26 protein-coding genes are annotated in these 24,837 nt (G+C 68.5%); 13 read left to right on the forward strand and 13 right to left on the reverse strand.

The annotated features are described in order from the left end of the window. Positions 1–70: 70 nt before the first annotated feature. Positions 71–1,948, reverse strand: coding sequence for a DNA helicase RecQ (recQ, locus tag J7U46_RS16925; protein ID WP_282827924.1), 1,878 nt, complete (start codon positions 1,946–1,948; stop codon positions 71–73). Positions 1,949–2,002: 54 nt separating this feature from the next. Here recQ and J7U46_RS16930 point away from each other — a divergent pair, with 54 nt between their 5' ends. After that, positions 2,003–2,962 carry a sensor domain-containing diguanylate cyclase gene (locus tag J7U46_RS16930; protein ID WP_282827925.1) on the forward strand — a complete coding sequence of 320 codons (960 nt, stop codon included), beginning with the start codon at positions 2,003–2,005 and terminating at the stop codon, positions 2,960–2,962. A 47-nt stretch (positions 2,963–3,009) separates the two neighbouring features. On the opposite strand, the gene J7U46_RS16935 is transcribed toward J7U46_RS16930, so the two are convergent. Genes J7U46_RS16935 through J7U46_RS16945 form a run of 3 tightly spaced genes read right to left on the reverse strand, consistent with a single transcriptional unit; the run spans position 3,010 to position 5,632 of the window. Further along, a complete protein-coding gene (locus tag J7U46_RS16935; protein ID WP_282827926.1) occupies positions 3,010–3,750 on the reverse strand; it encodes a head GIN domain-containing protein in 741 nt (246 codons plus the stop codon). Further along, positions 3,747–4,529 carry a LytTR family DNA-binding domain-containing protein gene (locus tag J7U46_RS16940; protein WP_282827927.1) on the reverse strand — a complete coding sequence of 261 codons (783 nt, stop codon included), beginning with the start codon at positions 4,527–4,529 and terminating at the stop codon, positions 3,747–3,749. The genes J7U46_RS16935 and J7U46_RS16940 overlap by 4 nt, the downstream gene beginning before the upstream one ends. Further along, positions 4,526–5,632 carry a histidine kinase gene (locus tag J7U46_RS16945; RefSeq protein WP_282827928.1) on the reverse strand — a complete coding sequence of 369 codons (1,107 nt, stop codon included), beginning with the start codon at positions 5,630–5,632 and terminating at the stop codon, positions 4,526–4,528. Before J7U46_RS16945 ends, J7U46_RS16940 begins: the two co-directional genes overlap by 4 nt. 150 nt (positions 5,633–5,782) lie before the next feature. Here J7U46_RS16945 and ssb point away from each other — a divergent pair, with 150 nt between their 5' ends. Beyond that, complete coding sequence (gene ssb / locus J7U46_RS16950; protein WP_282827929.1) at positions 5,783–6,316, forward strand: single-stranded DNA-binding protein; 534 nt, start codon at positions 5,783–5,785, stop codon at positions 6,314–6,316. 185 nt (positions 6,317–6,501) lie between these two features. After that, positions 6,502–8,238: an aspartyl protease family protein gene (locus J7U46_RS16955; protein WP_282827930.1), complete on the forward strand. Its 1,737-nt coding sequence runs from the start codon at positions 6,502–6,504 to the stop codon at positions 8,236–8,238. Between the two features lie 3 nt (positions 8,239–8,241). Here J7U46_RS16955 and J7U46_RS16960 read toward each other — a convergent pair whose 3' ends face one another. Then, the gene (locus J7U46_RS16960; protein ID WP_282827932.1) at positions 8,242–9,615 is read right to left on the reverse strand and encodes a cytochrome P450; all 1,374 of its coding nucleotides are present in this window, start codon (positions 9,613–9,615) and stop codon (positions 8,242–8,244) included. A 61-nt stretch (positions 9,616–9,676) separates the two neighbouring features. Between J7U46_RS16960 and J7U46_RS16965 the strand changes: the two genes are divergently transcribed. After that, positions 9,677–10,525 (forward strand): helix-turn-helix domain-containing protein, encoded by an 849-nt coding sequence (locus J7U46_RS16965; RefSeq protein ID WP_282827934.1) that lies wholly within the window; start codon positions 9,677–9,679, stop codon positions 10,523–10,525. Between the two features lie 7 nt (positions 10,526–10,532). Here J7U46_RS16965 and J7U46_RS16970 read toward each other — a convergent pair whose 3' ends face one another. Further along, on the reverse strand, positions 10,533–11,345 hold the full coding sequence (locus J7U46_RS16970; protein ID WP_282827935.1) for a helix-turn-helix transcriptional regulator: 813 nt from the start codon (positions 11,343–11,345) through the stop codon (positions 10,533–10,535). 138 nt (positions 11,346–11,483) lie between these two features. Here J7U46_RS16970 and J7U46_RS16975 point away from each other — a divergent pair, with 138 nt between their 5' ends. Genes J7U46_RS16975 through J7U46_RS16990 form a run of 4 tightly spaced genes read left to right on the forward strand, consistent with a single transcriptional unit; the run spans position 11,484 to position 13,413 of the window. After that, positions 11,484–11,876 (forward strand): DUF3224 domain-containing protein, encoded by a 393-nt coding sequence (locus J7U46_RS16975; protein WP_282827937.1) that lies wholly within the window; start codon positions 11,484–11,486, stop codon positions 11,874–11,876. Between the two features lie 55 nt (positions 11,877–11,931). Further along, the gene (locus J7U46_RS16980) at positions 11,932–12,300 is read left to right on the forward strand and encodes a helix-turn-helix transcriptional regulator (protein ID WP_282827938.1); all 369 of its coding nucleotides are present in this window, start codon (positions 11,932–11,934) and stop codon (positions 12,298–12,300) included. 2 nt (positions 12,301–12,302) lie between these two features. Then, the gene (locus J7U46_RS16985; protein WP_282827939.1) at positions 12,303–12,833 is read left to right on the forward strand and encodes an SRPBCC domain-containing protein; all 531 of its coding nucleotides are present in this window, start codon (positions 12,303–12,305) and stop codon (positions 12,831–12,833) included. A 1-nt stretch (position 12,834) separates the two neighbouring features. Further along, the gene (locus J7U46_RS16990) at positions 12,835–13,413 is read left to right on the forward strand and encodes a DUF5655 domain-containing protein (protein WP_282827941.1); all 579 of its coding nucleotides are present in this window, start codon (positions 12,835–12,837) and stop codon (positions 13,411–13,413) included. A gap of 10 nt (positions 13,414–13,423) precedes the next feature. Here J7U46_RS16990 and J7U46_RS16995 read toward each other — a convergent pair whose 3' ends face one another. The 7 genes from J7U46_RS16995 to J7U46_RS17025 all read right to left on the reverse strand — a co-directional run bounded on the left by J7U46_RS16995 (position 13,424) and on the right by J7U46_RS17025 (position 19,464). After that, entirely contained in the window at positions 13,424–13,816 is a 393-nt protein-coding gene (locus J7U46_RS16995; RefSeq protein ID WP_282827942.1) for a hypothetical protein, read from the reverse strand. A gap of 17 nt (positions 13,817–13,833) precedes the next feature. After that, positions 13,834–14,514: a response regulator transcription factor gene (locus tag J7U46_RS17000; RefSeq protein ID WP_282827943.1), complete on the reverse strand. Its 681-nt coding sequence runs from the start codon at positions 14,512–14,514 to the stop codon at positions 13,834–13,836. Between the two features lie 26 nt (positions 14,515–14,540). Further along, the gene (locus J7U46_RS17005) at positions 14,541–15,749 is read right to left on the reverse strand and encodes a histidine kinase (RefSeq protein ID WP_282827944.1); all 1,209 of its coding nucleotides are present in this window, start codon (positions 15,747–15,749) and stop codon (positions 14,541–14,543) included. Between the two features lie 123 nt (positions 15,750–15,872). Continuing rightward, positions 15,873–16,991 (reverse strand): tRNA 2-thiouridine(34) synthase MnmA, encoded by a 1,119-nt coding sequence (mnmA, locus tag J7U46_RS17010; RefSeq protein WP_282828209.1) that lies wholly within the window; start codon positions 16,989–16,991, stop codon positions 15,873–15,875. A 79-nt stretch (positions 16,992–17,070) separates the two neighbouring features. Then, complete coding sequence (locus tag J7U46_RS17015; protein WP_282827946.1) at positions 17,071–17,820, reverse strand: transporter substrate-binding domain-containing protein; 750 nt, start codon at positions 17,818–17,820, stop codon at positions 17,071–17,073. Positions 17,821–17,827: 7 nt separating this feature from the next. Then, a complete protein-coding gene (locus J7U46_RS17020; RefSeq protein WP_282827947.1) occupies positions 17,828–18,307 on the reverse strand; it encodes an NUDIX hydrolase in 480 nt (159 codons plus the stop codon). Positions 18,308–18,309: 2 nt separating this feature from the next. After that, positions 18,310–19,464 (reverse strand): DUF3089 domain-containing protein, encoded by a 1,155-nt coding sequence (locus tag J7U46_RS17025; protein WP_282827948.1) that lies wholly within the window; start codon positions 19,462–19,464, stop codon positions 18,310–18,312. A 192-nt stretch (positions 19,465–19,656) separates the two neighbouring features. On the opposite strand from J7U46_RS17025, the gene J7U46_RS17030 reads away from it, so the two are divergent. From J7U46_RS17030 to J7U46_RS17050, 5 genes are all read left to right on the forward strand, one after another. After that, on the forward strand, positions 19,657–20,772 hold the full coding sequence (locus tag J7U46_RS17030) for a Re/Si-specific NAD(P)(+) transhydrogenase subunit alpha (RefSeq protein ID WP_282827950.1): 1,116 nt from the start codon (positions 19,657–19,659) through the stop codon (positions 20,770–20,772). A 5-nt stretch (positions 20,773–20,777) separates the two neighbouring features. Then, the gene (locus tag J7U46_RS17035) at positions 20,778–21,095 is read left to right on the forward strand and encodes an NAD(P) transhydrogenase subunit alpha (RefSeq protein ID WP_282827952.1); all 318 of its coding nucleotides are present in this window, start codon (positions 20,778–20,780) and stop codon (positions 21,093–21,095) included. Next, complete coding sequence (locus tag J7U46_RS17040; protein WP_282827953.1) at positions 21,092–22,516, forward strand: NAD(P)(+) transhydrogenase (Re/Si-specific) subunit beta; 1,425 nt, start codon at positions 21,092–21,094, stop codon at positions 22,514–22,516. The genes J7U46_RS17035 and J7U46_RS17040 overlap by 4 nt, the downstream gene beginning before the upstream one ends. A gap of 111 nt (positions 22,517–22,627) precedes the next feature. Continuing rightward, positions 22,628–24,304, forward strand: coding sequence for a long-chain-fatty-acid--CoA ligase (locus tag J7U46_RS17045; RefSeq protein ID WP_282827955.1), 1,677 nt, complete (start codon positions 22,628–22,630; stop codon positions 24,302–24,304). Further along, a complete protein-coding gene (locus J7U46_RS17050; protein ID WP_282827957.1) occupies positions 24,301–24,834 on the forward strand; it encodes a hypothetical protein in 534 nt (177 codons plus the stop codon). The genes J7U46_RS17045 and J7U46_RS17050 overlap by 4 nt, the downstream gene beginning before the upstream one ends. The last annotated feature ends 3 nt before the right edge of the window (positions 24,835–24,837 follow it).

The raw sequence follows: 24,837 nt of genomic DNA on the forward strand, positions 1-24,837 counted from the left end.
GGCCGAGGCATCAGCCTAGCAATATCGACGCAAACAAGATAGGCCGGAACCCGGCGCGCTCAGTATTCGCTCAGTAGTCGTCCAGAACCCGCAGAATTTCACGCCCGTAGGCTTCGAGTTTCTTGGCACCGACGCCACTGATCTGGGCCAGCTGGTCCAGCGAACCAGGTTGCTGGCGGGCCATCTCGGCCAGGGTGACGTTCTGGAAGATCACATAGGCCGGCAGGCCATGCTCCCGGGCCACCTCGGCTCGCCAGCTCTTCAGCGCCTCGAAACGACGCTGGCCTTCGGCGTCGAGGTCCACCGCTTCGGCGCGCGGCCGGCTGCTGCCTCCGGCCGCGCGCGAGGTCTTGGCGGACTTCTTGGGCGGCACGGTTGGCACACGCAAGAACAGCTGCACGCCGCCCTTGAGCACCGCGCGGGCGCTCTCGGTCAGCACCAGCGTGTGGTACTCGCCCTCGGTGCGCACATGGCCCAGGGCAATCAGCTGGCGCAGCACGGCGCGCCACTGGGCCTCGGGCAGCTCGGTGCCTATGGCCCAGGTGGACAGGCTCTGGTGGCCGTACTGCGTCACCTTGTCGGTCACCTTGCCGCGCAGCACGTCGATCAAATGCCCGGCGCCGAAGCGCTGGCCACCGTTCTGCTGGAAGCGGTAGATGCAGCTGAGCAGCTTGCGCGCGGCCTCGGTGCCATCCCAGGTGGCCGGTGGGTTCAGGCAGTTGTCGCAGTTGCCGCAGGGCTGGCTTTCTTCGCCGAAGTAGGCCAGCAGGCGCACGCGCCGGCAGTCAGTGGCCTCCGCGAGGGCCAGCAGCGCGTCGAGCTTGCCGCGCTGGCCCTGCTTGAACTCTTCCTCGGCCGGGCTTTCGTCGATCATGCGGCGCTGGTTGACCACGTCGGCGAGGCCGTAGGTCATCCAGGCGTCGGCCGGCTCGCCGTCGCGGCCCGCGCGGCCGGTCTCCTGGTAGTAGCTCTCGATGTTCTTGGGCAGGTCCAGGTGGGCGACGAAGCGCACGTCGGGCTTGTCGATGCCCATGCCGAAGGCGATGGTGGCCACCATCACGATGCCGTCTTCGCGCAGGAAGCGGTCCTGGTGGCGCTGGCGCACCTCGCTGTCCAGACCGGCGTGATAGGGCAGGGCCTTGATGCCCTCGGCGGTCAGCCACGCGGCCGTCTCCTCGACCTTCTTGCGGCTCTGGCAGTAGACGACGCCGGCTTCATCTTCATGCTCGTCGCGTATCAGGCGCAAGAGCTGCTCGCGCGGCTTGGCGTCCTTCTCGACGATGGAATAGCGGATGTTGGGTCGGTCGAAGCTGCTGATGAAGACGCGCGCTTCCTCCAGCCTCAGCCGCTCGATGATGTCCGCCCGCGTCAGGTCGTCGGCCGTGGCGGTGAGCGCGATGCGCGGCACATCCGGGTAGCGCTCGTGCAAGAGCGACAGCGCCAGATATTCGCTGCGGAAGTCGTGCCCCCATTGACTGACGCAATGCGCCTCGTCGATGGCGAACAGACTCAGCAGGCCGCGCTCGTAAAGCGAATCGAGCTGGGCCAGGAAGCGCGCATTCGTGACTCGCTCGGGCGCTGCATACAGCATCACCAGGCGGCCGCTCATCATCTCGCGCTCCACATGCTGGGCCTGCTCGCTGCTCAGCGTGGAGTTGAGGAAGGCGGCGTGCACGCCGGCCTCTTCGAGCGCACCGACCTGGTCGTGCATCAGGGCGATCAGCGGACTGACGACCAGGCTCACGCCCTGGCCGGCGCGGTGCCGGGCGATGGCGGGGATCTGGTAGCACAGGCTCTTGCCGCCGCCGGTGGGCATCAGCACCAGGGCATCGCCGCCGCTGCTGACCTGTTCGACGATCTGGGCTTGGGCGCCCCGGAAGGCGCTGTAGCCGAACACCTCTTGCAGGATGTGCTGGGCCACGGGATGATGGTCTGGTCTTGTCGTCATGGAAGACCGGCATTGTCGAGGACTTTGCCGTGCGCCTCCTCCACCCCACTCACGATGAAGATCCCTGACCTTCCGCCCGACGAAGCCGAGCGCCTGCAGGCGCTGCAATCGCTGCATGTGCTGGACAGCGAACGCGAGGAGCGCTTCGACCGCTTCACGCGGCTGGCCAAGCGCCTGTTCAATGTGCCCATCGCCTTGGTCAGCCTGGTCGATGCCGAGCGGCAGTGGTTCAAGTCCGCCCAGGGCCTGGACGGCGTGAGCGAGACGCCGCGCGATATCTCCTTCTGCGGCCACGCCATCCTGCGGCCCCAGGCCATGGTCGTGCCCGATGCGCTGCTGGATGAGCGCTTCGTCGACAACCCGCTGGTCGTTGGCTCGCCGTATATCCGCTTCTATGCGGGGCGCCCCTTGCGCTCGCCGTCGGGCCATCCGGTCGGCACGCTGTGCCTGCTCGACACCCAGCCGCGCGAGCTCAACGACGAAGACCTGGCCCTGCTCGGCGATTTGGCCGACATGGTCGAGCATGAGCTCGCCATCCTCCTGCTCGCCACACTGGACGAGCTGACCGGCCTGACCAACCGGCGCGGCTTCGAGGCCCTGGCCCGCCACTCGCTCGGCATGTGCCGGCGGCTGCAGCGGCCGGCCGTGCTGCTGTTCTTCGATCTCGATGGCTTCAAGCGCATCAACGACCAGCACGGCCATGCCGAGGGCGACCGTGCCTTGCAGACTTTCGCGCGCCTGCTGCGCAGCACCTTCCGCGAGTCCGACGTGGTGGCGCGGCTGGGCGGCGACGAGTTCGCCGTGCTGCTGACCAATGCCACGCCGCAGGACTGCGACCATGCGCTGCAGCGCCTGAGCCTCGCGCTGTACGAGCACAACGCCACGGCCGCCTACCCGCTGCGCCACAGCGTGGGCCGGGCCGACTTCGACCCCGACCGCCATCCCGATGCCGCTGCCCTGCTAGCCGAGGCGGACCGGCTGATGTACCAGCAGAAGCAATCACGGCAACGTTGATCCCCCGCCATCGGGTACACGGGCGCCCCCCCCGAGGGGCGCTCAGCTCACTGCGAGCGCTTCTCGCCGTGCGCCGTCACCGAGCTCATGCCGGCGCTGCTGCGCCTGACGTTCGGCTTGCCCCAGTAGTCGACGCTGCCGATGCCGGAGACGCCAACCTTCAGGTCCTCGATCACCCAGAGCGCTGCGCTGCCGATGCCGCTGATCGACACGCCGGCCTTCTGCGCCTGCAGATCCTCGGCCTGCAGCTTGCCCTTGCCCGAGACATTGAGCGCCAGCTCGCGCACCTTGCCGCGCAACTGGCCTTCACCGGCGCCCGAGATGCCGAAGCTCAGCTGGTCGCAGACCAGGTCGTCGAAGCGGGCCAGGCCGGCACCCGAGATGTGGATCTTCAGCTGATCGGACTTGACCGCGCCGGGCGCGTGCAGGTCGCTGGAGCCCGAGAGCACCAGCTGGCTCATCTGGCGCATTTCCACGTCGATCTGCAGGCGCGTGTTGTTCCAGAACCGCCAGCTGCCGGTGGGCTTGATCGTCAAGCGGTCGCCGTTCAATGACACCTCGACGCTGCGCTGCACGTCGCTGCCGCCGACGATGAAGATCTCGTCCTTGTCGCCCTGCACCAGTTTCACATTGGCCGAGCCGGCCACCTCCAGGCGTTCGAAGGGCCCGAGACTGTAGACCTGGCCCTCGCGCGGGCGGGTGCCCTGCTGGGCCCAGCCGGCGAGGCTGGCCAGCAGCAGGCTGCTGATGAAGAGGGCTTGCGTGGGCTTGTGGATCATGGCTTTCATATCGATTGCTCCCGCAGTTTCTTGGAGACCTCGCGGCTCGCGGTGAAGCGCGTGCCGTCCTGCATCTGCACCACCAGCTGTGAGTTGTCGTCAGGCGTCATCGATTCGACGAAGTCCAGGTTGACGATGCAGCTGCGTTGCAGCTTGAGAAAACGTTGGGCGTCGAGCCGCTGTTCGAAGGCCGTGATCGGCAGCCGAACCAGGAACTGCTTGCCCCGGCTGGCCACGGCCGTGTACTTGGTGTCGGAGCGCAGGTACTCGATGGCCTCGACATTGATCGGAAAGATCTTGCCCTGGTCGCGCACCAGGATGCGCTGCAGCGGCTCGGCCGGCGCCTGGCTGGCCTCGCTCAGGGCTTCGCTCAGGGCCTCGTTCAGCGCACCGGCGCTGTGCAGCCTTTGCAAGGCATGCTCCACCGCCTCGTTGAAGCGGTCCTGCGAGAAGGGCTTGAGCAGGTAGTCGGCCGCATGCAGCTCGAAGGCGGCCAGCGCATGCTCGTCGTAGGCCGTGGTGAAGATCACCGCCGGCGCCTGCGCGAGGCCCGCCGCCTCGGACTCGGCCAGGGCGCGCAGCACCTGCAGGCCGGTCATGCCGGGCATGCTGATGTCCATGAAGACGAGGCCGGGCTGGCGGGCGCGGATCATTTCCAGTGCCGAAGGGCCATCGGAGGCGATGCCCAGCAAGTCCAGCTGCGGCAGCTCCTTGACCCATTCGGCCAGGCTCTCGGCTGCCAAGGGCTCGTCCTCTGCGATCAGGGTGGTGATCTTTGTGTTGCTCATGATTGCGGAATCCACAGGTCGACGCGAAAGCCCGCGCCGGGGGCGGTGTGCACGCGCAGGCGGGCACGGCCTTCATAGTCCAGCGCGAAGCGGCGGCGCAGGGCGCCGAGGCCGATGCCGGGGCGCGAGGCAGCGCTCTCCAGTTGGGCCGGGTCGCAGCCCTCGCCGTCATCGCGCACGCAGAGGTTCAGACCATCGGTCAGCGCATCGCGCTGGGCGCTGATGGTGATGCAGCCGCCCTGGGTGCGCGGGGCAATGCCGTGCACGATGCTGTTCTCCACCAGCGGCTGCAGCGTGAGCGGCGGGATCTCGTCTTCCAGCGTGCGCGGGTCCAGCTCCCACTCCACCTTCAGCCGCTGGCCGAGGCGCAGGGCCTCCAGGGCCAGGTAGTCGCGCAGGAAGTCCAGCTCCTCCTGCAGCGTGACCCGGTCCGTCGCCTCGCGCTTGGTGGCCAGCACATAGCGCAGCATCCCCGAGAAGCGCAGCAGCGCGGCCTCGGCCGCCTTGGCGTCCTTGCGGGTCAGGGCGATGATGGAATTCAGGGTGTTGAACAGGAAATGCGGATTCAGCTTGCCGCTGATGGCCGCCAGCTCGGCCCGTGCGAGGGCCGACTCGGCCTGCGCCGCCGTCACGGCCAGGAGCTTGGCGCGGCGGGCGTTCAGCGCGGCCACGAAGCCTGTGGACAGCGCGGCGTAGACCAGCAAGCCCCAGATCGCCCGCCACAGAAAGCTCTGCTCCAGCGTGGCGTCGGCATGCTCGAAGCCGAACAGCAGGGCGGCCGCGCCATAGTCGAGGCCGAGCCAGGCCAGGCTGAAGGCGAAGGCCGCGGCCAGGTGCACGGCCAGCTGCAGCGGCATGCTGCGGTCGCGCCGGGCCAGCCATTGGGCCAGCGGCAGCACGGTGAGGCCGAGCAGCATCGGCGCCCACAGTGTCAGCGTGGCCTGGTAGACGGCCTCCCACAGCTGCCAGAGCCCGCGCTGGAACTCGGTGCCGGCCAGCACGAACAGCAGCCAGGCCACCAGGCAGGCCGCCCCATAGCCCAGCAGCAGGCGGCCGCTGCTGCGGCTGCGGGGCGGGGTCTTGGGGCTGGTACTGCGAGGCATGGCGGCATCTTAGGCATGGCCCTGGGCGGCTCGGGCGGGTGGCAGACCAAATCCCGGATTCGAGGGATGAGCCGCCGCCGCCTGGCGGCCTGGGTGAGGCGCGGGCGGCATAATCGCCCCCTCTAGATTCCTTCCAGCGGAGCGCTGCACATGGCCTCGGTCAACAAAGTCATCCTCATCGGCAACCTCGGCCGCGACCCCGAGCTGCGCTACAACCCCAGCGGCGTCGCCTTCTGCACCATCAGCCTGGCCACCACGCGCCAGTGGAAGAACCGCGAAAGCGGTGAGCGCCAGGAAGAGACCGAATGGCACCGCGTCGTCTTCAACGACAAGCTGGCCGAGATCGTTGGCGAGTACTGCAAGAAGGGCCGCCCGCTCTATGTGGAAGGCCGCCTGCGCACCCGCAAGTGGCAGGACAAGGAAGGCCGCGACACCTACACCACCGAAATCATTGCCGACCAGATGCAATTGCTCGGCGGCCGTGACGGCGGCGAAGAAGGCGGCGGTGGCGGCGGCTATGCCCGCGGCGGCCGTGGCGCCGGCGGTGGCGACGAAGGCGGTGGCGGCGGTTACGAGCGCGAAAGCCGCGCCCCGGCCCCGCGTGCGCCTGCCGCCCGCCCAGCCGCACCGGCACCGAAGTCGGCCACCGGCTTCGACGACATGGACGACGACATTCCGTTCTGATCATTCCCAAGCTCCGGATCTTCCTCAGTAAGATCCCCGGCCAGGAGGCCCGCCGCGCTTGCCGCAGCGGGCTTTTTTATTGTCTGGCTCGACCGACCCGGTTACCGGGCGTGAGCCGGTGGCGGCGGTGGAGGGCTGCGGGCATGAGGCAAAAGACAAGAGGGATCGGAAAACTCCCGGGCCTGTTGACCCTGGCCGCTCTGGCCTTGCCGGCCTCGGCCGCCTGCAGGCTGCAGTCGGTCGAAATCCCGGTGCGACTGGTCAATGCGCGGCCGATCGCGACCGTGGGCATCAACGGCGTCGACCTGCCGTTGCTGGTCGACAGCGGGGCCTTCTACAGCTTCCTCTCGCCCTCGGTGGCGGCCCAGCTGAAGCTGCCGCTGTATGCCCTGCCGCCCGGCTTCACCATCCAAGGCCATGCAGGCGAGGTGGAGGCCCGGCTGACCCGGGTCGACAAGGTCAGGCTGCAGGGCGCGGAGCTGCCCAAGGTGGAGTTCGTCGTCGGTGGCAATGAGCTGGGCTCGGGCATCCAGGGCATCCTCGGCCGCAATTTCCTGTCCGGCGCCGACACCGAATACGACCTGGCGCGCGGCATGGTCCGCCTGATGTTCCCGACCGGGGACTGCGAGAAGACGCAGCTGCTCTACTGGGCTGGCGATGCGCCCATCATCAGCGAGCGCCTGCTCCGGCCCAGCGACCGTCGGGATACGGCGGCGCGCGTGATCGTCACGGTCAACGGCACGCGGCTGCGCGCGCTGCTGGACACCGGCGCGCCCGTGACCACCTTGCTGCGCAGTGCCGCCAGGCGCGCCGGCATCGAAGAAAAGGACATGACGCTGGCCGGCCGCACCGGCGGTGCCGGCGTGGGCAAGGTGCGGGCCTGGACGGCCACCGTGGCTTCGTTCGAGTTCGGCGGCGAGAAGATCCAGAACAACCAGTTCGTCATCGATGACGCGCAGAGCGATGACCACGACATGATCATCGGCCTCGACTATTTCCTGTCGCATCGCATCTATGTGTCGCGGCTGCAGAAGCAGGTGTCGGCCACCTGGAACGGTGGTGCGGTCTTCGCTCGCGATGGCCAGGTCGGTGAAGCGGATGCCCGCCATGCGGCGGCACCTGCCGAGCTGGCAGCCGACGACGCGGAGGGCCTGGCGGTGCGCGCGGCGGCGGCCGTCCTGCGGGGCGACCATGCCGGCGCCCTGCGCGACCTTGACCGGGCCTGCGAGATCGCACCCACGGTGGCCCGCCACTTCATGGCGCGTTCGCAGGTGAAGCTGAGCTTGCGCCAGCCGCGCGAGGCGCTGAAGGACCTGGACGAGGCCCTGCGGCTGCAGCCCGACCTGGGTGAGGCGCGCCTCAGCCGCGCGCGCCTGCGCCTAGTCTTTGCTGACCGTGCCGGTGCCGAGGTCGACCTCAGGGAACTGGATGGCAGCCAGAACCCCTCGTCCCACCTGCGGGCCGGCATGGCCGGTGTGTACGCCCAGCTGGACCGCGCGCCCGAGGCCCTGCGCCAGTGGGAGCTCTGGATTCCCACCCATGTCGACGACAATGCCCTGCCCGGCATCCTCAACCAGCGCTGCTGGCTGCGCGCGCGGCTGAACATCGACCTGCCCGAGGCCTTGAAGGACTGCAAGCAGGCTGTTAGCAAGGACGGTGGCGAGCCCGGCTATCGCAACAGCCTCGGCTGGCTCTATCTGCGCATGGGCGAGGCCTCCAGTGCCAGGAAGGCGCTGGAGGCGTCCATTGAGATGAAACCGTTCGCCTGGTCGCTCTACGGCCGTGCCGTCGCACTGCAGCAGCTCGGCAAGGCGGAGCTGGCGCAGCGCGATCTGGAAGCGGCACGCAAGCTCAACCCCAAGATCGATGCCGAGGTGCGCCGGGCCGGCTTCGAAGCGCTGCTGGCCGCGCCGCCGGCCTGATCCTCAGGCGGCCTCTAGGCGCAGTCTCAACCCGCCCGCCGGCCGCAGCGTGACCGCCAGCCGGGGCACCGGCTCGGGCTCGCCTGGCACCGTACTCAAGCGGAAACGCTGCAGCAGCTGGGCCGCCAGCACCTGCATCTCCAGCATCGCGAAATGCTGGCCGAGGCAGACGCGCGGGCCGAGGCCGAAGGGCAGGTAGGCGCCGCGCGGAATCGCGTCGTTCGCGCCGGGCAGGAAGCGCTCGGGGCGGAAGGCCTCGGCCTCCAGCCACCAGCGGCGGTCGCGGTGCAGCAGCCAGGGCGTGATGCGGACCATGGTGCGGGCCGGCAGCTGCAACTGGCGTCCATCGGGCAGCGGCAGGACGATGTCGCGCTTGAGCCGGCGCGTCATCAGCGCGGCGGCCGGTGGGTAAAGCCGCATCGCCTCCTTCAAGCTGGCGGTGAGCCAGGGCAGGCGGGCCTGGTCTTCGGGGCCGGGCGCGCGGCCCTGCAGCTGGCCTATCTCCTCGGCCGCGCGCTGCTGGGCCTCGGGGTGGCGGGCCATCAGCCAGCTCCACCACAGGAGGGCCGTCGAGCTGGTCTCGTGGCCGGCCTGGAAGCTCAGCATGCATTGATCGAAGACCTCCTGCTCGCTCAGCGCGCCGCCGCCTTCCTCGTCGCGCAGCGCGAGCAGCATGCCCAGCAGATCGCTGCGCGCTTCGCCAGACCGTCGGCGCTCCTCGATGCGTTCATGCAGCAAGCCATTGATCAGGCGCAGCGCCCGGCGCTTGGCGGCCTTGCCCGGCAGCGGCAGCCAGTCCGGCAGCGTCATCGGCCAGAACATCTCGCGCAGGCCGATCTCGCTGAGCCGCTGCACGGCGGCCGCGGCTTCGGTGGTGTTCGTGCCCGAGCTGCTGATCGGCCGACTGAACAAGGTGCGCGAGATCACGTCCATGGTCAGCTGGGCGAACAGGCCGTCCATGGCCACGTCACCGGGCCGCTGGGCGTTCAGGCCGGCCTCACCGGCCTCGGCCATCAGCGCCGCATAGCCGGCGACCTTCTTGGGCGTGAAGGCCTGCATCAGCATGCGCCGCTGGCGCTGCCAGGTCGCGCCCTCGGTCACCAGCACGGACTGGCCCACCGACTCGGCAAACACCTCGGTGCCGCGCTCCCAGCGGATCAAGTCGTCGGCATGGTCGACCATCAGGCGCCGCACCAGCTCGGGGTCGAACAGGTCCAGCGTGCGCTCCCTGACGACGCGCAGCCGCACCACGTCGCCATGCTCGTGGCGATAGCGCTCCAGCAGGCCGAGGTAGTCGCGTGCCATGTCGCGCAGCTGGAGCAGGCCGAACCAGGAGGCGTCCGGGCCGGGGAGTTCGTCGTAGCGCAAGGTGTTCATGGGCCCATGGTGCCGGGTGGCACGGCCTGGCTATAGAACGATTGCGACACAATGCCGCCGCATGAAGAACGACGGCGCCCGCCTCTGGCTGCCCCCGCTGAACCTGGCAGGTTGCGTGCGCGCCGGTTTTCTGCGCGACACGCGGGGCCTGGCCCTGCAGGATGCCGAGCTCGACACCTACTACCCCGCCTCGCCCCTGGTCTGCCTGACCTGGACCTTCGAAGGCTCGGCCGAGTGGCTGGCCTCGCCCGGTTTCGTGCCGCCCTCGGCGGGCTTCCAGGTCTGGCCGGTGGCGCTCAGCGGCCCGGTCACCGGGCCCACGCACCTGCGTGTGGCGCCCTCGGGCGTGCATGGCTTGCAGCTGCTCTTTCTGCCGGATGCCTTCCGCCTGCTGACCGGCATCGATGCCGCTTCGCTGGTGGACCGCTGCGTGGACGCGGCCAGCCTCCTTCCTCCGGACTGGTGCGAATGGGCTGCATCCCTGGCCGGCCTCGTGGACGACGAGGCCCGCCTGGCCTCGCTCGAAGCCTTCCTCGCGCCGCGCTGGCAACCCCTGCGCTCGCAGGAGGGCGTGGGCCAGCGCTACTCGCAATGGCTGGAGGCGCTGGCCGTGCGGGCCGCCGGCAGTGCGGCGGGCCGCAGCCTGCGCAGCTTCGAGCGCCGCATCAAGGCCTTCACCGGCCTGCCGATGCGCGAGCTGCGGGCCGTCTCGCGCGGGGAGCAGGCCTTTCTGGCGGCCGTGGCTGGGGCCGAAGCGCCAGCCTGGGCCCAGCTGGCCGTCGAGGCCGACTATGCCGATCAATCGCACCTGTGCCGCGAGACGCGCCGGCTCACCGGCTTCAGCCCCGAGGAACTGCGCCGCCGCATGCGCGAGGAGCTGGCCTTCTGGCCCTACCGCCTGTGGGCCTGAACCAGGCTCAGGCCATCGTCTTCAGATAGGCGGCTGGCGGCCGGCCCACGAGGCGGCGGAAGTCGCGGATGAAATGCGCCTGGTCGAAGTAGCCGAGGCGCAGCGCCAGCTCGGCATCGGGCCGCGCCTCGCCGCTTTGCAAGAGCGCCAGGGCCTCGTGCAGCCGGTAGCGGGCGATCACCCATTTCGGGCTGGCGCCGACATAGTGGCTGAACAGGCGCTGCAGTTGCCGGGGCGAATGGCCGCTGTGTTCGGCGAGCTGCTCCACCGAGGTCCAGTCCGGCCGCTGGGCGATCAGCGCCACCAGATCGCCGAGGGCCTGCACTTGCGGATCGGGGGCTGGCAGGCGGGCCAGCAGCAAGGCCTCGGCCTGCGCCGCGAGCGTCTCCATGCCCGGCCACTCGCGCCAGCTCGTGAGCGCTTGCGCGGCCGCGCCGAATACCTCTTCCGCCGCCATCGAGCGATTCGCCAGGCCGCTCACCGCCTGGCCCCAGAACGGCTGAAACGCCGCCGCCCGGAACTTGATGCCGAACACCCAGCCCTTGCCGGCCAGCCGCTTGACGAAGCGGCCGCCGTGCACGCCCCAGAGCCGCGCCTCACCGCCCTCAACGACCAGCTGCACGTTTGGATGCGGCAGCGTCTCCTGCTGCTGCTCGGGCAGGCCTTCGAGGTCCCAGCCCACATGCCAGAAATGCTCGACCCAGGGCGCCAGGGCCTCGCAAGGCGCCTGTCGCTGGTGCTGGAAGCGCTGCGGATCGAGGCGCTGGTTCAGGACGCCGCGTGCCGGGCCGGGTGCGGGCGGTCGCGTTTTTCCAATCATCGGCGCGCCGCTTCGAATGCAATGGCGGGCATGAACCCAGCGCCATACTCACGCCGCCGTGCCGCGGCCCTGCTGATCGCCCTGGCGGGCGCCGCCGGGGCACAGCCCGCTGTCATCAACAAGAAGGGAGTTCTTTTCATGCAAGCCCAAGGTCTGTTCGATGTGAAGCTGGTCAACCAGCCGCCCGCCCCGGGCACCGAGGCTGCCGGCCTCGGCCGCCGCAGCCTGGACAAGCAGTTCCATGGCGAGCTCGCGGCCCACAGCCTCGGCGAGATGCTAGCTGCCGGCACGGCGCAGCCCGGTTCGGCCGGCTATGTGGCGATGGAGAGAATCACCGGCACGCTGCAGGGCAAGCGCGGCAGCTTCTTGATGATGCACTTCGGCGTGATGGACCGGGGCCAGGCCACCCTGCAATGCCGTGTCGTGCCGGATTCCGGCACGGAGGAGCTGCTGGGCCTGAGCGGCACGATGCAGATCGAGATCAGCGGCGGCCAGCACCACTACCGCTTCGACTACCAGCTGCCAGCCTGAGTCTGAAAACCCAGGCTTGCCAGCCCGGCTTCAATATGTGACCATTGAGTCACCTATGAAGCCCGACGAACTCGACGCCACCTTCCACGCGCTCGCCTCCGAGCCGCGCCGGCGCATGCTCGACTGGCTGGTCAAGGAGCCGGGCTGCAATGTGGCGCGGCTGTGTGAATGCTTCGAGGGCGAGCTGAGTCGCTTCGGCGTGATGAAGCACCTGCAGGTGCTGGAGCGCGGCAATCTCGTCATCTCCCGCAAGGAGGGGCGCGAGCGCCTGCTCTGGTTCAACGCCGCGCCCATGCAGCTGATCCACGAGCGCTGGAGCACGGAGCTGAGCGCCTACTGGGCGCCCCGCTTGACGGCCCTGAAATACGCGGCCGAAGGCGCCGAGGTCCATTCCCTGTTCCCCACCGCCAAGAGGAAGTCCTAGCCATGAGCGAACGCATGTTCCGCATCACCATCAGTGCGCCCATCGAGCGCATCTGGCGCGAGCTGACCAAGACCGACGAGGGGCAAGGCGCGATCTACGACGCCTGGCTGCACACCACGGTGCTGGGCCCCGGTGCGCCCATGCAGATGCGCACCGGCACGGGCAAGAACGTGATCGTCGACGGCCATGTGCTGGTCTTCAATCCACCGCACCACTACGCCCACACGCACCGCTTCACCCAGCATGACGACCCGGTCTGCGAAGTGCACTACGAACTGAAGGAGCTCGGTGGCGGCGAAGTCGAGGTGCTGCTGCGCGTCGTGGGCCTCCCCGAGGGCACGGCCACCGGCAAGGCCATGGCCAGCGGCGGCGACTTCATCCTGAAGCACCTGAAGCTGCTGGCCGAGGGTCAGGGCTTGCCGTTCTCGACGAAGCTGATGTACTTCATGATGAAGCACATGGAGTTCGTCCTGCCCAAGCGCTGCCGCAGCAGCAACTGGCCGATGAAGGCGAAAGCCTCGAAAGGAGACTGAGATGGCCGATCCGCAGCAAGCCCTGCTCACCCAGGTCAAGAACATCCAGGCCAAGACCGGCCTCACGCTCGCTCAGTTGCATGAGCACCTCGCCGGTTCGGGTCAGCAGAAGCATGGCGAGAAGCGAACGTGGCTGATGGAGCGCTTCGGCCTCGGTTATGGCGATGCCAACACGGTCGTGCATTACGAGGGCAAGCCTTTGCCCGATGTGGAGGTGGGCGCGGCGCCGCCGGCCGCCGAGGGCGATCCGTTGGATGCCATCTACACCAGCAAGAAGGCCGCACTTCGGCCGCTGCATGACGCCGTGATGGCGCGCATCGCCGAGCTCGGAGATTTCGAGATTGCGCCCAAGAAGACCTACCTGAGCCTGCGCCGCAGCAAGCAGTTCGCCATGGTCGGCCCGGCCACGGCCAGCGAGATCGAGATCGGCCTCAACTGCAAGACCTTGCCACCGCATGCGCGGCTGAAGGTGCTGGCGCCCGGCGGCATGTGCCAGGCGACGACACGGATCAGCGAGGCCGGGCAGATCGATGCGGACCTGCTGGGATGGATTGCGTCGGCCTACCAGGCGGCAGGCTGATCGAAAGGCTTCAACGGGCTCGCTCGCCGGCCGGCTTGTCGGCGCGCAGCTCACAGCGCGCCGCCTTGCAAACCGCGCCGGGGTCCACCACCACGGCGCAGTTGGACATCATGCCGTTGCCCTCGTTCTCGGCTTTCTCGGCCTCGCTCTGGCGGCGCGCCAGGTCCTTGAGCCTGGCCTCGCTGCTGCGCTTGCTGGACCAGGCCATGTAGCCCGCCGGCCCGCCGCAGGCCTTGTGGCCCACGGCCACGGTGCGGCACTGGGCATCGCTGTCGCAGGCGGCGTCGCCGACCTCCTTCATCAGCTCGGCACGCAGGGCAGCCGCCTTGGGCGGCGGTGGCGCGGCGGTGCAGGCGCTGACCAGGGTCAGCAGCAAGAGCAGCGGATGGACCAGGCGGCGCATGGTGGCAGGCTTTCGCTTCAGATCCAGCCGAGGTCGATGGCGCGCAGCACGGCCTGGGTACGGTCCCGCACGCCCATCTTGGAGAACACCGTCGAGCAGTGGTTCTTGATCACGCCTTCGCTGTTGCCCAGCAGGGCAGCGATCTCGGTGTTGCTGCGGCCGCTGGCCACCAGGCGCAGCACCTGCAGTTCCTTGGGCGAGAGCGGATCGGGCTCGGGCGTGGCGCTGAAGGCGCGTTCGCCGCTGTGGCGCTCGATGCGCTCGGTGATCAGGGGGCGCAGCGCCGTGCCGCCGCCGGCCACATCGCGCAGCGAGTGCAGCAGCACTTCAGGGCTGGTGGCCTTGAGCAGGAAGCCACGGGCGCCGGCCGAGACGGCTTCGTCGAAGGCGGCGCTGTCGTCGAAGGTGGTCAAGAGCAGCACCGGGATCTTCAGGGCCCGCGCGGCCAGGGCCCGGATCAGGCCCACGCCGTCCATGCGCGGCATGCGCATGTCGGAGAGGATCACATCGGGCAACTGCTCGGCGCTGGCGGCGGCGATCCATTCCAGGGCGGCAGCGCCATCGCTGGCTTCGCCGACCAGCTGCAATTCCTCATGCAAGGCCAGCAGGCCCTTGAGGCCTTCGCGGACCAGTTGCTGATCCTCGACCAGCAGCAGCTTGATGGTGGGGTTCGCGTGGGGGGTGTTGCTCTTGCTCATGGGTACTCGGTCGGTGAGTCAGTCGGTCAGGCCGTTCGGGGGCAATGCAGTTCGATCGCAAAACCGGGTTGCAGCGTCAACGTGCTCATGCTGCCGCCCAGCTCGTTCATCCGTTCGGCCATGCCCTTGAGCCCGTTGCCGGGCTGCAGGACGCGGGGGGCCTGGCCGTTGTCTTCCACGCTGACCCGCACGGCATCAGCGCTGGGGGCCGACAAGCATATGCGGATTTCGCTGGCGTGCGAATGGCGGACGCTGTTGGTGACCGCCTCCTGCACGCAGCGCAAGAGCGCATGGGCGGCGCGCGGGCCCAGGTCGCGGGCCGCCGGCGCGATGTCCAGCTGGATGCGCGGGTGGTTGATGCCTTCGGCCAGCGCCTGCAGGGCGCTGCTGAGGTCGATGCGCTGGGCGCTGCGTTCGGCCGACACGGCGGCCCGCACGTCGGCCAGCAGATGGGCGGCGCCCTGCTGGGCCCGGGCCACGGCCTGGGCGGCGGCGTTTGGGTCTTCGCGCTGCAGCAGGGCGGAGCCGAGCTGCAGCTGCAGGTTCAGCGCTGTGAGATGGTGGCCGACCACGTCGTGCAGCTCGCGGGCCATCAGCTGGCGCTCGGCGAAGCGCATCTGCTCGGCCTGCCATTGCTCGGCGCTCATGCGCTCGGCCAGCATGGCCTGCAGCCAGCGGCGCTTCTCGGTTTCGGCGGCGGCCATGCGGCCGAGGCCGAAAGCCAGGCCATGCAGGGCCACGAGGGCCATCAGCTGCGAAAACGCATTGACCCAGATCGGCAGCTCGGAGGTCAGCAGCTCGGCGCGCTGGCTGTCGCTCGGCAGCAGCAGGTACAGCAGCAGGCCAATGGCGATCTGGGCAATGCCGAAGATCAGGGCCGGCCGGCTGCGCAGCCGCACGGCGGCCAAGGCGGTCACCAGGAAGGGCAGGCCCGGCGTCACGGCCAGGGCCAGAGCGTTGAGCACAATCAGTCCCGCCAGCGCGTGGCGCGGCGGCACATCGTCGGCCTGGGTGGTCAGGCGCCAGCAGCCGTAGGCGAACAGGGCCAGCAGCGTGAGGCAGGCCAGCAGCAGGCCCAGGTCGTCGCTGGCGCCACCGAGGCGGCGGTAGATGTTGGGCAGGATGCCGTCGTAGGCATCGGTGCGGCGGCCGGCGAGGGCGGCGCCGGCGGCAATCATCTCGAGCAGGCAGATCGACAGCGCTGCAATGCGCAGCACGACCCCGGGCTGGGCCATGTGCTGTAGCAGTCGCTCAAATCGGTTCACGGTGCGGCAAAAGGTGCGAAGGGTGGCAGAGGCCGAACTTTCCTCACAGTGACTATGGTCATGCGCCCCCCCTGACCCGATGCTGCCAGGGCCTCAGCCCTCGGCGCCGACGATGACGCCGCCGCCCAGGCAGACCTCGCCGTCGTAGATCACGGCGCTCTGGCCTGGTGTCACCGCCCATTGCGGCTCGGGGAAGCGCAGCAGCAGGCGGTCCGGCGGCAGCTCGGCGAACTGGCAGGCGGCGTCGGCCTGGCGGTAGCGGCTCTTGGCGGCCAGGTCGGTCTTGCCGGGCGCGCGGCCGCTGCACCAGCTGAGGTCGTCGGCCACCAGCCGCTTGCTTTGAAGCATGGGGTGGTCATGGCCCTGGACCACGATCAGGGTGTTGCTCTCCATGTCCTTGCGGGCCACGAACCAGGGCTCGTGCTCGCCACCGCCGCGCGGCGAGCCCTTTTCCTTGACGCCGCCGATGCCGAGGCCCTGGCGCTGGCCCAGCGTGTAGAAGGACAGGCCGACATGCTCGCCCAGGTTACGGCCACGCTCGTCCTTGATGGGGCCGGGCTGATGGGCCAGGTAGCGGTTCAGGAACTCGCGGAACGGCCGCTCGCCGATGAAGCAGATGCCGGTCGAGTCCTTCTTCTTGGCGTTGGGCAGGCCGATCTCCTCGGCGATGCGGCGCACCTCGGTCTTCTTCAGCTCGCCGACCGGGAACAGGGTCTTGGCGAGCTGGGCCTGGTTCAGGCGGTGCAGGAAGTAGCTCTGGTCCTTGGTGGGGTCCAGGCCTTTCAGCAACTGGACCTCGCCATCGAGTTCACGGACTCTGGCGTAATGGCCCGTGGCGATTTTCTCGGCGCCGAGGCGCATCGCATGGTCCAGGAAGGCCTTGAACTTGATCTCGGCATTGCACAGCACGTCGGGGTTGGGCGTGCGGCCGGCCTGGTACTCGCGCAGGAAGGCGGCGAACACGCGGTCCTTGTAGTCGGCAGCGAAATTGACGTGCTCGATCTCGATGCCGATCACGTCGGCCACGGCAGCCGCGTCCACGAAGTCGATGTTGGACGAGCAGTACTTGTTGTTGTCGTCGTCGCTGTCGTCATCCTCCCAGTTCTTCATGAAGATGCCCACCACCTCATGGCCCTGCTGCTTCAGCAGATGGGCGGTGACGGCGGAATCGACGCCGCCGGACAGGCCGACGACGATGCGTTGCTTCTTCATGTTCCCGGAACTCATGGGCCCGATTCTCCCGCAAGGCTCAGGATCGGCGCCGCAGTCAGGGCATTGCACCCTGATCGCGTCATTCGCCGGTCGTGCCCGTGGTCGGCAGCCAGACTTGCAGCGCGTGGCGGCGCACCTGATCCAGCTCGCCGCTGGCCTGCAGCTTGCGCAGCACCGGGGCCAGAAGCCGGGCCAGCTCGGCATGGCGGGCGGCGAGGTAGTGGTAGAGCGTGTGCTCGTCCAGCACCACCTCCAGCCGGCGCAGGCCGGGGGCGCGCCGCAACGGCGGGGCCTGGCCGGGTTCGGTGCTGAGTGCCACATCGGCGCCACCGCTGGCCAGCAGGCGGAACAGCTCATGGCTGGAACTGGCCTCCACGCGCTGGGCGCCCGCCGGCAGCAACTGCTCGACACGCAGGATGCCGCGCTGGTAGGCGACCTTCAGGCCCTTGAGCTGGGCCCAGCCGGCCAGCCCCAGCTCGGGGCGCTGGGTGTAGGCCCGCACGGTCGAAGTGCCGATGGGGAACTCGACACGGACCAAGCCCGGCTGGCCTTCCGCCAGCGACTTGACGCGGTGCAGGTTGCCATCCACCTCGCCGGCCAGCAGGGCCTGCAGTGCGCGGCGGTTGGGCAGCTCCACAAACTCCAGTTTTTGGCCCAGCTCCTGGTAGGCGCGCTGCAGCACGGCCTCGCTGACGGCGGTCAGCGGGTCGGAGCTGCGGTCCCAGCTGGCAACGCGCACCGCAGGCTCGGCGGCAGTGGCCTGGCCAGCCAGCAGCGTTGACAAAAGCAGGCCGAGGGCGCCTCGGCGCGAGGGTTTCAAACTCGGCATCAGGGGTTCAGCTCAGGGACTTCACCGAGGCATGCACATGGAGGGCGGCCAGCGGCAGGCGCCGGCCAGCGAGATGGTCTTCAATGCATTGCAGCACGAGCGGGCTGCGGTGTCGCTCGGCGCTGGCCCGGATCTCGTCGGCCGTGAGCCACAGCGTGCGCACGATGCCTGCGTCCAGCGCCCGGCCGGCGATCTGCTCGCCCACCGTGCCGCCGAAGGCCAGACGCACATAGGTGACGTCGTCGGCCACTCGTTGTGTGCGTGCGAGGTAAACGCCCAGGAAGAACTCGGGCCGGAAATCCCGCGCCGTCTCCTCCAAGGCCTCGCGCACCACCGCCTCCAGCGGCGATTCGCCCTGCTCCAGGTGGCCGGCCGGGTTGTTGAGCATCAGGCCAGCGGGCGTTTCTTCCTCGACCAGCAGGAATCGACCCTGCTGCTCGACCACGGCCGCCACGGTGACCGAGGGTTTGAAAAGGCGCTCTGCCATGTTCAGGAGCCCTTGGCCCGCAGCCAGGCGGCGCCCTGGCGCTGGACCAGCGTGACCAGGTTGCCGGCCACCAGGTTGATGTCGATCAGGTGCAGGCCCCAGGGCGCGAACACATTGCCGGCCACATAGAGATCGCCGGGGATGTCAGCCGGCCGCTTGGCCTCGCGCCCGGGCTTGACGCTGACCGCCAGGTAGGCGGCATCGTCGGCGTTCACGCAGGCGGCTTCCACGAGGCCGGGCAGACTGACGAACTGGGCGGGGCTGCGGGCGGCCAGGGCGGCCCAGTCTTCGCGCGGCGCTGCGAGGCCCAGCAGGTTGCGCTGCAGCAGCAGATAGCTGTCGACCGGTTTGCCCGAGAGGGCCACGGGGTCGGTGCAGCCGGTCTGCATGCCGGGCTTGGGCGTGCGGCCAAAGAGGGCGTTCGGCGGCGGCGGGCTGCTGGCGCGGAAGCTGGAGTAGTTGATCACGCAGCCGGTCTGCTCGCCGCTGCGGCAAAGCGGCAGCTGCTTGAAGCTGCCGCCGCTGTCCTTGCCGTTCGGCACTTCGACCGGATAGCCGGCCAGCACGGCCGAGACCAGGCTGGCCTGGGCCGGCTGGCCCTCGATCTCGCGCTGCAAGAGCTGGATCAGCATCAGAGAGCCCTGCGAATGGCCGATCAGCACCACGCCGCGGCCCTGGTTGTGCTGGGCCAGGTAGTGCTTCCAGGCGGCTGCCACGTCGCCGTAGGCCAGGGCCATATTGGCCGTGGTGGGCTGGCCGGTCAGCAGGGCGCGCAGGCCGGCCAGCGTGACCTGGCGGTACAGCGGCGCGAACAAGCGGCAGGCCGGGGCGAACAAGGCCAGCTGCTGCTCCACCGCGCGGCGCTCACCCGGGCCGGCGACCCGGCCGCTGTTGGGTGCCGGGTCTTCGGAGATGGTCGGGTAGACGTAGAAGCAGTCGATGGGCGGCGGGCTGGCCGGGCGTTCCAGCGGCTGCTCCTGCAGGCTGCCATCGGGCGCGACCACCAGGCGCTGGCGGGGCTGGCTGCAGATGTCATCGCGGCCGGGGAGGCAGAGCCAGGCCTCGGCGGCGGCGTAGGGGTCGGCTCCCTCGGCCGCACTGGCCGTGCCGGTCAGGGTGAAGGCCAACAGGGCCAGGCTCAACAGCCGTAACAGCATGGGGTCTCCCAAAGAAGTGCTGCGGCAGCATAGAGGCGGGCCATCGAAAAGCAACTCTGGCGGGCGCCAGTGTTCGCAATTCGTCATCTGTGGCTTGCTGGCTTCCCCGGGGGCGGGTTGTCACTGACCTTGTGTAAGCTCGCCGCAAGCATCCGCTCAGCCCGACTCTCAGATCTTCCCCAGGAGGGATTCATGCAGATTGGTGTCCCGCGCGAAAGCGCGGCCGGAGAAACTCGCGTCGCCGTCACCCCCGAGACGGCCAAGAAGCTGGTGGCGCAAGGCCATGCCGTGCTCGTCGAGAGCGGGGCCGGCGTATCGGCCAGCGCCATCGACGAGGCCTACACGGCCGCCGGCGCCCAGATCGTGGACCGCGCGGCCGCCCTCGGCGCCGAGCTGGTGCTGAAGGTCAAGAGCCCGAATGCCGAGGAACTCACCCTGATGAAATCGGGTGCGGCCCTGGTTGGCATGCTCAACCCCTTCGACCGCCCCGGCCTCGAGGCCCTGGCCGGCGCCGGCCTGACCAGCTTTGCGCTGGAAGCGGCGCCGCGCACCACGCGGGCGCAGAGCATGGACGTGCTGTCCAGCCAGGCCAATATCGCCGGCTACAAGGCCGTGATGATTGCGGCCGACAAGTACCAGCGCTTCTTCCCCATGCTGATGACGGCGGCCGGTACGGTGAAGGCCGCGCGGGTGGTGATCCTGGGCGTCGGCGTGGCCGGCCTGCAGGCCATCGCCACGGCCAAGCGCCTGGGTGCCGTGATCGAGGCCTCCGACGTGCGGCCGGCGGTCAAGGAGCAGGTCGAGTCGCTGGGCGCCAAGTTCATCGACGTGTCCTACGACACCGACGAAGAAAAGGAAGCGGCCCAAGGCTCGGGCGGCTATGCCAAGCCCATGCCGCCGAGCTGGCTGGAGCGCCAGAAGGTCGAGGTGGCCAAGCGCGTGGCGCAGGCTGACATCGTGATTACCACGGCCCTGATCCCCGGCCGCGCCGCGCCGGTGCTGGTGACGGAAGAGATGGTGAAGAGCATGAAGCCGGGCTCGGTGATCGTGGACATCGCGGCCCCGGCCGGCGGCAACTGCCCGCTGACCGAGGCCGGCACCACCGTGGTCAAGCATGGCGTGACCCTGGTGGGCGAGACCAACCTGGCCGCGCTCGTCGCCGCCGATGCCTCGGCCCTCTACGCCCGCAATGTGCTGGACTTTCTCAAGCTGGTGCTGCCGAAAGACGGTGGCTTCCAGGTGCCCATGGATGACGACATCGTCGCGGCCTGCCTGATGACGCAGGGCGGCGCGGTCAAGAGGAGCTGAGCGCGATGGAAATGGTCTCTCCGCTGATCACCAACCTGATCATCTTCGTGCTGGCCATCTACGTGGGCTACCACGTGGTCTGGACCGTCACGCCCGCCCTGCACACACCGCTGATGGCGGTGACCAATGCGATCTCGGCCATCGTCATCGTCGGCGCCATGCTGGCGGCCGCGCTGACCGAAACCGATGCCGGCAAGTTCATGGGCACGCTGGCCGTGGCGCTGGCGGCGGTGAACGTGTTCGGCGGCTTCCTGGTGACGCGCCGGATGCTGGAGATGTTCAAAAAGAAAGAGAAGAAAGCACCGACGGAGGCCAAGCAATGAGCATGAACCTCGTCACCCTGCTCTACCTCGTCGCGAGCGTCTTCTTCATCCAGGCCTTGAAGGGCCTGTCGCACCCGACCACATCCATCAAGGGCAACCTCTTCGGCATGGCCGGCATGCTGATCGCCTCGCTGACCACGGCGGCGCTGATCTACAAGCTGGCGCACGGCAACCCCTTCGGGCTCAGCTATGTGCTGGTCGGCCTGCTGATCGGTGGCAGCCTCGGCGCCTACATGGCCAACAAGGTCGAGATGACCAAGATGCCCGAGCTGGTCGCCTTCATGCACAGCATGATCGGCCTGGCGGCGGTCTTCATCGCGGCCACGGCGGTGCTGGAGCCGAACGCCTTCGGCATCGCGCCGGTGCGCATGCTGATACCGGGCGGCAACCGCATCGAGCTGGCGCTCGGCGCCTTCATCGGCGCCATCACCTTCAGCGGCTCGGTCATCGCCTTCGGCAAGCTCAGTGGCAAGTACAAGTTCCGCCTGTTCCAGGGCGCGCCGGTCACCTTCGCCGGCCAGCACAAGCTGAACCTGATCCTGGGCCTCGCGTCGGCCTTCTTCATGTTCGGCTTCTGGCACTCGGCCTCGTGGATGGACTTCGGCCTGGTGCTGGCCCTGGGCTTCCTGCTGGGCGTGCTCCTGATCATCCCTATCGGCGGGGCGGACATGCCGGTGGTCGTGTCGATGCTGAACAGCTACTCCGGCTGGGCGGCGGCGGGCATCGGCTTCTCGCTGAACAACTCGATGCTGATCATTGCCGGTTCGCTGGTCGGCAGCTCGGGCGCCATCCTCTCGTACATCATGTGCAAGGCGATGAACCGCTCGTTCTTCAACGTGATCCTGGGCGGCTTTGGCGGCGAGGCCGGTGGCCCGGCCGCAGGCGCCGCGCAGCAGCGCAATGTGAAGAGTGGCAGCGCCGACGACGCGGCCTTCGTGATGGGCAATGCCGAGAGCGTGATCATCGTGCCGGGCTATGGTCTCGCCGTGGCGCGCGCCCAGCATGCGGTGAAGGAGCTGGCGCAGAAGCTGACCGAGAAGGGCGTGACGGTGAAGTACGCCATCCACCCGGTGGCCGGCCGCATGCCGGGCCACATGAACGTGCTGCTGGCCGAGGCCGAGGTGCCCTACGACCAGGTGTTCGAGATGGAAGACATCAATGCCGAGTTCGGCCAGGCCGACGTGGCCATCATCCTCGGCGCCAACGACGTGGTGAACCCCGCCGCCCATGTGAAGGGCAGCCCGATCTACGGCATGCCCATCCTGGAGGCCTACAAGGCCAAGACCATCATCGTGAACAAGCGTTCGATGGCCGCCGGCTATGCGGGCCTCGACAACGAACTGTTCTACATGGACAAGACCATGATGGTCTTCGGCGACGCCAAGAAGGTGGTCGAGGACATGCTCAAGGCGGTGGAGTAGCCAACAAGGCAAGGCAGCGGCCGGCGGGCGCACAGCGCCCCCGGTTACCGCCCGATGACAGAAGGGTCAAGGCATCGGTGAGAATGCCGCCCGAACCCTGGAGACAAGGCAATGGAGAGCAAGACCTGGCTGCAGCATTACCCGGCCGGCGTGAGCGCCGAGATCAATGCTGATCAGTACCCGTCCCTCGTGGACCTGATGGAGGCGGCGTTCAAGAAGTACCCCGAGCGCCCCGCGTACACGATGATGGGCCGCAGCCTGAGCTTCGGCCAGCTCGATGCCGAGTCGCGCGCGCTGGCCGCCTACTTCCAGAGCCTCGGCCTCGAGAAGGGCGACCGCGTCGCCCTGATGATGCCCAATGTGATGCAGTACCCGGTGGCCGTGGCCGCCGTGCTGCGTGCCGGCTATGTGGTGGTCAACGTCAACCCGCTGTACACGCCGCGCGAGCTGGAACACCAGCTGAAGGACAGCGGCGCCAAGGCCATCGTCATCCTCGAGAACTTCGCGTCCACCCTGCAGCAGGTGATGCAGCATGTGCCGACCAAGCATGTGGTGCTCGCGTCCATGGGCGAGATGCTGGGCTTTGCCAAGGGCATGATCGTCAACTACGTGGTGCGCAAGGTGAAGAAGCTCGTGCCCGAGTTCGAGCTGCCGAGCGCCGTGCGCTACAAGGATGCCGTGGCCCGCGGCCGTGCGCTCAGTTACAAGTCGCCCAAGGTGGGGCCGACCGACATCGCCGTGCTGCAGTACACCGGCGGCACGACCGGCGTTTCCAAGGGCGCCGTGCTCTTGCACCGCAACCTGGTGGCCAATGTGATGCAGGCCGAGGCCTGGTACCAGCCGGCCTTGAAGAAGGTGCCGGCGAGCGATCAACTGGTCAGTGTCTGCGCGCTGCCGCTGTATCACATCTTCGGTTTCACCACGAACATGATGCTGTCCATGCACGTGGGCGGCAGCAACATCCTGATCCCGAATCCGCGCGACCTGCCGGCGGTGTTCAAGGAGCTGTCCAAGCACCGCTTCAACAGCCTGCCGGCGGTCAACACGCTGTTCATGGCCATGGCCAATCACCCGCAGTTCAACACGGTGGACTGGAGCCATCTGGTGATCTCGGTCGGCGGCGGCATGGCCGTGCAGCAGGCCACGGCCAAGCTCTGGCTCGAGAAGACCGGCTGCCCGATCTGCGAGGGCTATGGCCTCTCGGAAACCTCGCCGGTGGCCGCCTGCAACCCGACCGACAGCACCGCCTACACCGGCACCATCGGCCTGCCCCTGCCCAGCACCGAGCTCAAGCTGCTGGACGATGACGGCCACGAGGTGGCCCCCGGCCAGGCCGGCGAGATCGCCATCCGTGGCCCGCAGGTCATGGCCGGCTACTGGCAGCGCCCGGATGAGACGGCCAAGGTGATGACGGCCGACGGCTTCTTCCGCACCGGCGACGTGGGCATCGTCGATGAACGCGGCTACTTCAAGATCGTCGACCGCAAGAAGGACATGATCCTGGTCAGCGGCTTCAACGTCTATCCGAACGAGGTCGAGGATGTGCTGACGCAGATGCCCGGCGTGCTCGAGGCCGCGGCCGTGGGTGTGCCCGATGCCAAGGCCGGCGAGGCGGTCAAGGTCGTCATCGTCAAGCGCGATCCGAACCTCACCGAAGCCGATGTGCGCGCCTATTGCGAGGCCAACATGACCGGCTACAAGCGGCCCAAGATCGTCGAGTTCCGCACCGAGCTGCCCAAGACACCGGTCGGCAAGATCCTGCGCCGCGAGCTGCGCGACAAGACATGAGCCTCGACCAGCGCTACGCCAAGACCGACGCGGGCCGCGCCGAGATCAAGACGCGGGCGCTGGGCCTGTCGCGCACCGCGCGCAACCTGTTGCTGGTGATCGACGCGACGAAGACGGCGCGCGAATGGCTGGGTCTGGTGCAGGGTGCCGAGGAAGAGCATTTCCGCTCGCTGCTGGAGCCGGGGCTGATCGCTGCGGCCACCGCTGCCGCGGGCGTGAAAGCTGCTGCACCGGCCGTACCGGCTGCAGCACCCGTGGCGCCGGCAGCGCCGGCCGCCGACCCGCTGCTCGTGCAGGCCTACGGCGATCCGCCGCTCCTGAACTACGAAGAGCTGTACTCGATGCTCACCAGCCAGGCGCCCAAATACCTCAGCCTCATCAAGCGCTACAGCATGGTGCTGGACGTGGAGAAATGCGGCACGCTGTCTGAGCTGCAGTTGCTCGGGCTGCAGTTCGTCGAGCGCGTGGCGATTGACAAGGGCGAGGACGCCGCGCGCGAGCTGCGGCTGCTGCTGGGCCTGAAGGGCTAAAGC

It is taken from the genome of Pelomonas sp. V22 (genome assembly GCF_030014915.1).
Taxonomy (GTDB): domain Bacteria; phylum Pseudomonadota; class Gammaproteobacteria; order Burkholderiales; family Burkholderiaceae_C; genus JAUASW01.

Excerpts from the sequence above, each read along its gene's own strand:
- recQ (WP_282827924.1), bottom strand. The coding sequence starts at position 1,948 with ATGACGACAAGACCAGACCATCATCCCGTGGCCCAGCACATCCTGCAA.
- J7U46_RS16930 (WP_282827925.1), top strand. The coding sequence starts at position 2,003 with ATGAAGATCCCTGACCTTCCGCCCGACGAAGCCGAGCGCCTGCAGGCG.
- J7U46_RS16935 (WP_282827926.1), bottom strand. The coding sequence starts at position 3,750 with ATGAAAGCCATGATCCACAAGCCCACGCAAGCCCTCTTCATCAGCAGC.
- J7U46_RS16940 (WP_282827927.1), bottom strand. The coding sequence starts at position 4,529 with ATGAGCAACACAAAGATCACCACCCTGATCGCAGAGGACGAGCCCTTG.
- J7U46_RS16945 (WP_282827928.1), bottom strand. The coding sequence starts at position 5,632 with ATGCCTCGCAGTACCAGCCCCAAGACCCCGCCCCGCAGCCGCAGCAGC.
- ssb (WP_282827929.1), top strand. The coding sequence starts at position 5,783 with ATGGCCTCGGTCAACAAAGTCATCCTCATCGGCAACCTCGGCCGCGAC.
- J7U46_RS16960 (WP_282827932.1), bottom strand. The coding sequence starts at position 9,615 with ATGAACACCTTGCGCTACGACGAACTCCCCGGCCCGGACGCCTCCTGG.
- J7U46_RS16965 (WP_282827934.1), top strand. The coding sequence starts at position 9,677 with ATGAAGAACGACGGCGCCCGCCTCTGGCTGCCCCCGCTGAACCTGGCA.
- J7U46_RS16970 (WP_282827935.1), bottom strand. The coding sequence starts at position 11,345 with ATGATTGGAAAAACGCGACCGCCCGCACCCGGCCCGGCACGCGGCGTC.
- J7U46_RS16975 (WP_282827937.1), top strand. The coding sequence starts at position 11,484 with ATGCAAGCCCAAGGTCTGTTCGATGTGAAGCTGGTCAACCAGCCGCCC.
- J7U46_RS16980 (WP_282827938.1), top strand. The coding sequence starts at position 11,932 with ATGAAGCCCGACGAACTCGACGCCACCTTCCACGCGCTCGCCTCCGAG.
- J7U46_RS16985 (WP_282827939.1), top strand. The coding sequence starts at position 12,303 with ATGAGCGAACGCATGTTCCGCATCACCATCAGTGCGCCCATCGAGCGC.
- J7U46_RS16990 (WP_282827941.1), top strand. The coding sequence starts at position 12,835 with ATGGCCGATCCGCAGCAAGCCCTGCTCACCCAGGTCAAGAACATCCAG.
- J7U46_RS16995 (WP_282827942.1), bottom strand. The coding sequence starts at position 13,816 with ATGCGCCGCCTGGTCCATCCGCTGCTCTTGCTGCTGACCCTGGTCAGC.
- J7U46_RS17000 (WP_282827943.1), bottom strand. The coding sequence starts at position 14,514 with ATGAGCAAGAGCAACACCCCCCACGCGAACCCCACCATCAAGCTGCTG.
- J7U46_RS17005 (WP_282827944.1), bottom strand. The coding sequence starts at position 15,749 with ATGGCCCAGCCCGGGGTCGTGCTGCGCATTGCAGCGCTGTCGATCTGC.
- mnmA (WP_282828209.1), bottom strand. The coding sequence starts at position 16,991 with ATGAAGAAGCAACGCATCGTCGTCGGCCTGTCCGGCGGCGTCGATTCC.
- J7U46_RS17015 (WP_282827946.1), bottom strand. The coding sequence starts at position 17,820 with ATGCCGAGTTTGAAACCCTCGCGCCGAGGCGCCCTCGGCCTGCTTTTG.
- J7U46_RS17020 (WP_282827947.1), bottom strand. The coding sequence starts at position 18,307 with ATGGCAGAGCGCCTTTTCAAACCCTCGGTCACCGTGGCGGCCGTGGTC.
- J7U46_RS17025 (WP_282827948.1), bottom strand. The coding sequence starts at position 19,464 with ATGCTGTTACGGCTGTTGAGCCTGGCCCTGTTGGCCTTCACCCTGACC.
- J7U46_RS17030 (WP_282827950.1), top strand. The coding sequence starts at position 19,657 with ATGCAGATTGGTGTCCCGCGCGAAAGCGCGGCCGGAGAAACTCGCGTC.
- J7U46_RS17035 (WP_282827952.1), top strand. The coding sequence starts at position 20,778 with ATGGAAATGGTCTCTCCGCTGATCACCAACCTGATCATCTTCGTGCTG.
- J7U46_RS17040 (WP_282827953.1), top strand. The coding sequence starts at position 21,092 with ATGAGCATGAACCTCGTCACCCTGCTCTACCTCGTCGCGAGCGTCTTC.
- J7U46_RS17045 (WP_282827955.1), top strand. The coding sequence starts at position 22,628 with ATGGAGAGCAAGACCTGGCTGCAGCATTACCCGGCCGGCGTGAGCGCC.
- J7U46_RS17050 (WP_282827957.1), top strand. The coding sequence starts at position 24,301 with ATGAGCCTCGACCAGCGCTACGCCAAGACCGACGCGGGCCGCGCCGAG.